The organism is Nevskia soli (assembly GCF_903970205.1).
In the GTDB taxonomy this organism is placed as follows: domain Bacteria; phylum Acidobacteriota; class Terriglobia; order Bryobacterales; family Bryobacteraceae; genus Bog-113.
The window spans coordinates 1-4,062 of record NZ_CAJCHS010000266.1 but is presented as its reverse complement, the minus strand read 5'-3'; the positions used below and the strand labels follow the sequence as shown (position 1 = coordinate 4,062).

Annotated in this window: 3 protein-coding genes; 2 read left to right on the top strand and 1 reads right to left on the bottom strand. The window is 59.5% G+C overall.

Features of this window, described 5'->3' with window-relative positions:
• On the top strand, window positions 1-897 hold an 897-nt coding region (locus H1Y01_RS12040), incomplete at its 5' end, for a YheT family hydrolase (RefSeq protein ID WP_180540765.1).
• Window positions 898-972: 75 nt separating this feature from the next.
• On the top strand, window positions 973-3,591 hold the full coding sequence (locus H1Y01_RS12035) for a protein kinase domain-containing protein (protein WP_180540764.1): 2,619 nt from the start codon (window positions 973-975) through the stop codon (window positions 3,589-3,591).
• On the opposite strand, the gene H1Y01_RS12030 is transcribed toward H1Y01_RS12035, so the two are convergent.
• Window positions 3,585-4,062: tetratricopeptide repeat protein (locus H1Y01_RS12030; RefSeq protein ID WP_180540763.1), on the bottom strand; the 478-nt coding region annotated here is incomplete at its 5' end. The genes H1Y01_RS12035 and H1Y01_RS12030 overlap by 7 nt on opposite strands.

Sequence of the window (4,062 nt, the reverse complement as noted above, 5' to 3'; positions counted from 1 at the left end):
CACCTGCTCACCATTCTGGGCAACTATTGGCCGCGCGACTTCGACTTCAGCCGGTTCTCGCACCGGCGCCGTTATATCCAGACGGAACCGGATGTCAAGATCATGGTCGATTCCTACGATCCGCTGTTCAAACCGCGGTGCGAGATCGCGCTGGTGCATGGTTTGGAGGGCAGCGGCGAATCGGGCTACATGATCAGCTTGTCGCACGCGGCGCTGAACGCCGGCTTCGCGGTGCATCGCTTCCATATGCGAACCTGCGGCGGTACCGAAGAACTCTGCCAGACGCTTTACCACGCCGGCCTCACGAGCGATCTGATTTCATTCGTGCGGCAGAATCGCAGCCGTAAGCCGGTGTTTCTGGCCGGCTTCTCTCTGGGCGGAAATGTCGCGCTGAAGGCCGCTGCGGAGGCCGAGCCGGGCTTGATTGCGGGCGTGGCTACCGTGGCCGCGGCAATCGATCTGGCGGCCTGCTCGCAGCGCGTGGGCGCCCGTGAGAACCGCATGTACCAGAGCCGCTTCGTCGCGCGCATGAAAGCGCGCCTGGAGCGGACCGGCCGCTATTCGAAAGATCTACTAGACCAATGTCGTACGGTGTACGATATCGACGACAGGATCACCGCGCCCAGCTTCGGTTTCGGCAACGCGGACCGCTACTATACCGAACAATCGTCGTTGCCGCTCTTAGCCCGGCTTCGCGTGCCTGCGCTTTTGATCGCGGCGAAAGATGACCCTTTGGTCCCGTTCGCGTCGTATCGCGATCCGGCGATTACGCGCAATCCGAATCTGCAAGTCATTGCCCCCGATCACGGCGGTCACATCGGCTTCATCTCCCGAAGGAAGCCGCGATTCTGGGCCGATCGCGTGATTCTGGATTGGATCGAGAGCCAGCTGCAGTGAGTCGGCATCCGGTTTTTGCCGCGGTTTTCTCGAATGATTTCACTTGGACGATGAGCGCGCTAGAAGTGAACCCGCATGGACCACGAAGCTGATCGTAAGACCGAATTCACTGGCCGGCTTATTGGGAATTACCGAATACTCAATAAGGTAGGCAGTGGCGGCATGGGGACCGTTTACGAAGCTGAAGATATCCGCTTGCGTCGCCGCGTCGCCCTCAAACTGTTGCGGGACGGCTCGCCGATAGATGAACAATCGGTCCAGCGTTTCCGGCAAGAAGTGCTCGCGGCCTCGAGCCTGAATCATCCGCACATCTGCACCGTCTACGACGCCGGGGAGGACCGGGGCATCCCTTACTTCGCCATGGAACTGTTGGACGGACAAACGCTCGCCGAGATGATTGGCGCGCATCCTTTGCCGGTAGAAACGATTCTGCGACTCGGCATCGAGATTTCCGACGCACTTGACTGCGCTCACGCGAACGGTATCGTACACCGCGACTTGAAGCCGGCGAATATCTTTGTGACCGGCCGCGGCGCCGCGAAGCTGTTGGACTTCGGTGTATCGAAGCAGCTCCGTTCCGAGGTAATCGGCGAGGCGTCCCAAACGCGGACCGCCCCCATTACAATGCACGGCAACTTAATCGGGACCGGCCCGTACATGTCGCCGGAGCAAGCGCAAGGCAAGCCGATTGACCGGCGAAGCGACCTGTTTTCCCTGGGGGCTGTCCTTTACGAGATGGGGACGGGTGTACCGGCCTTTCGCGGAGAATCGCTAGCCGCAATCCTGGCTGATGTGCTTCGCGTTGAGCCGGAGCCTGCGACGAGACTGAACTCCCAGCTGCCGGACGAGTTGCAAAGGATCATCACGAAAGCACTGGAAAAGGATCCGGATGACCGGTACCAATCCGCGAAAGACCTATTGATCGATCTGCGGCGATTGCAGAAACAAACAGCGGAACCGTCACGCGCCGCCGTCGCATTTAGCGGCCGCGTAATCGATGAAGGGCTCCCGGTCCGCTCGCGGAAGAAGACGAACCTTCTCCAGTACGGCAGCCTGGCGACGCTCGTTGGATTGGCAATCGTTATCGCGATCTATCTCATTCCCACTCCTGTTCCCGGTCCTCTAAATTCGGAACAGATCACGTTCTCCTTAGAGCCGAAAGAGGCGCCGCTGCTCACCGACGGAACGCGGCTATATTTTTCGAGCCGCGGAATCCCTTCCGAAATGCCGGTGAACGGTGGACCCATAGTGCCGCTGCGAGGGGTCGCACCGGGAATGCGTCTGGTTGATGTCGCGGCTGACGGGTCAAAGATTTTGGCGTTGAAATCCGACGTCTTCGACCGCGAGATTGGATTGGGATCGCTTTGGGTGCTTTCGACTGTCGGAGGAGAGCCGAGCCGGCTGGGAAACGCTCTGGCGCAAGCGGCGCGGTGGTCGCCGGACGGGCGTTCGCTGGTATTCGGCAACCAGAAAACCCTCTATTCTTGTGATGCGGACGGCGGGACTATCAAGAAGCTCTGGCTAGCGCCTGGCTATGTCTATGATCCGTCGTTCTCGCCCGATGGCCGGGAACTCGCGGTGACAGCTTCATCCCAAGGCACGGCCCGGATCTGGCGCTTGAAGGTGACCGGAGGGGATGCGCATCCCTTGCAACTCGCCTGGCCTGAAAACGTAAACATAGGGGCAGGCCAATGGTTACGGGACGAACGGCACTTTCTATTTACCTCGGACCGCGAGGGACTCTCAAACGTCTATGAATTCGTTCAGCCGCAATGGTTTCGATTCTGGACCAAGCCGAGCCCCGTGCGGATTACCGGAAATCAGTTGCAGATCGAAGCTTACGCGACTGCGAGGAGCGGCGCCAGGGTATTCGTGCTGGGACGGCTCCCGCAAGGTGCTATGCAGGTGCTCGATCCGCGCATAAAGCGGTTCGTGCCCTTTCTGGACGGGCTTCCGGCAGTGGAGTTCGTGATCTCGCCGGACCGGCAATGGATGGCTTACTCGGAATACCCGACCCGTTATCTATGGAAGAGCCGCATAGATGGTAGCGAGAAGCTGCAATTGACTCACTCGCACGCGGTAATGCAACAATGGTCGCCTGACGGTAAGTGGTTAGTCTACTCCGATTGGAAGAAACTGTATAAGGTTGCAGCCGATGGCGGGGCGCCCGAGAAACTAATTCCGGCCGGCGATCAAGAAGAAGTGGCGCCCACGTGGTCGGCCGACGGAAAGTCCATCGCCTTCAATTACTTTCCGTACCCAAATACGCCGCTGACTGGGATTCATGTGCTGAACTTAGCCAGCCGCGAACTATCGGTGATGCCAGGCTCGGAGGGACTTTACGTGCCTTCGTGGTCTCCCGATGGTGAGTTTCTGGTCGCGATTGCACAGGAGCCTTCACGGATGATGTTGTACACCGCAAGGACGAAGACGTGGAAAGAACTGAAACAGTTTGACGCGCTTTGGGGCTACTGGATTTGGGCCAGAGATAGTAAGTCGTTGTACATGGCTATGATGCAGGGGCAGGACGGAATTTATAAGCTGACGGCGCCTCAGGGAGTCTGGCAAAAGATCAGCAGCTTGGAAGGCGCGAATGTACACGATCCGGTAGAAGCATTCCTGAGTCTAACGGTGGACGGGAATCCGGCGATCATGAGCGATACGAGCGTGGCGCAGATCTATGCACTTCACTGAGCACGTGCGGGCAACTGGGTTTGACTCTGCGTCTGCCGCTGCAAAGCCGATTCGCGCTGCGCATCGGCCGGACGATTCACGCGCCCGTAAGCGATCGCCAGTTGCCGGTGTATCTCGGGATTTTGCGCATCGATCTGTTCCGCGCGTTCGAGAGCCGGGATGGCCTGGGGCACGTTGTTCTCCCCCAGCAGCGCGATCCCGAGCCCAAGGAACGCATCCGCGAACGCGGGATCGAGCTGCGTGGCGCGTCCAAAATGCTGCACCGCCTGCGGCCATTGCCCGGCCTCCTGTGCAAGCTCGCCGAGCATGAACTCCGCGCCCGCGTACTGCGGATTGTTTTGCAGCTCCAGCAGCATTTCGTTGCGGCCCGCCGCCACGGATTGCGCGGTATGCTGCTTTGAAAGAATCAGGCGGCCGATGCGGTAATGGATCTCGGGCGCGCGCGGGTTGGCCTGGAGCTCACGGCGGTAT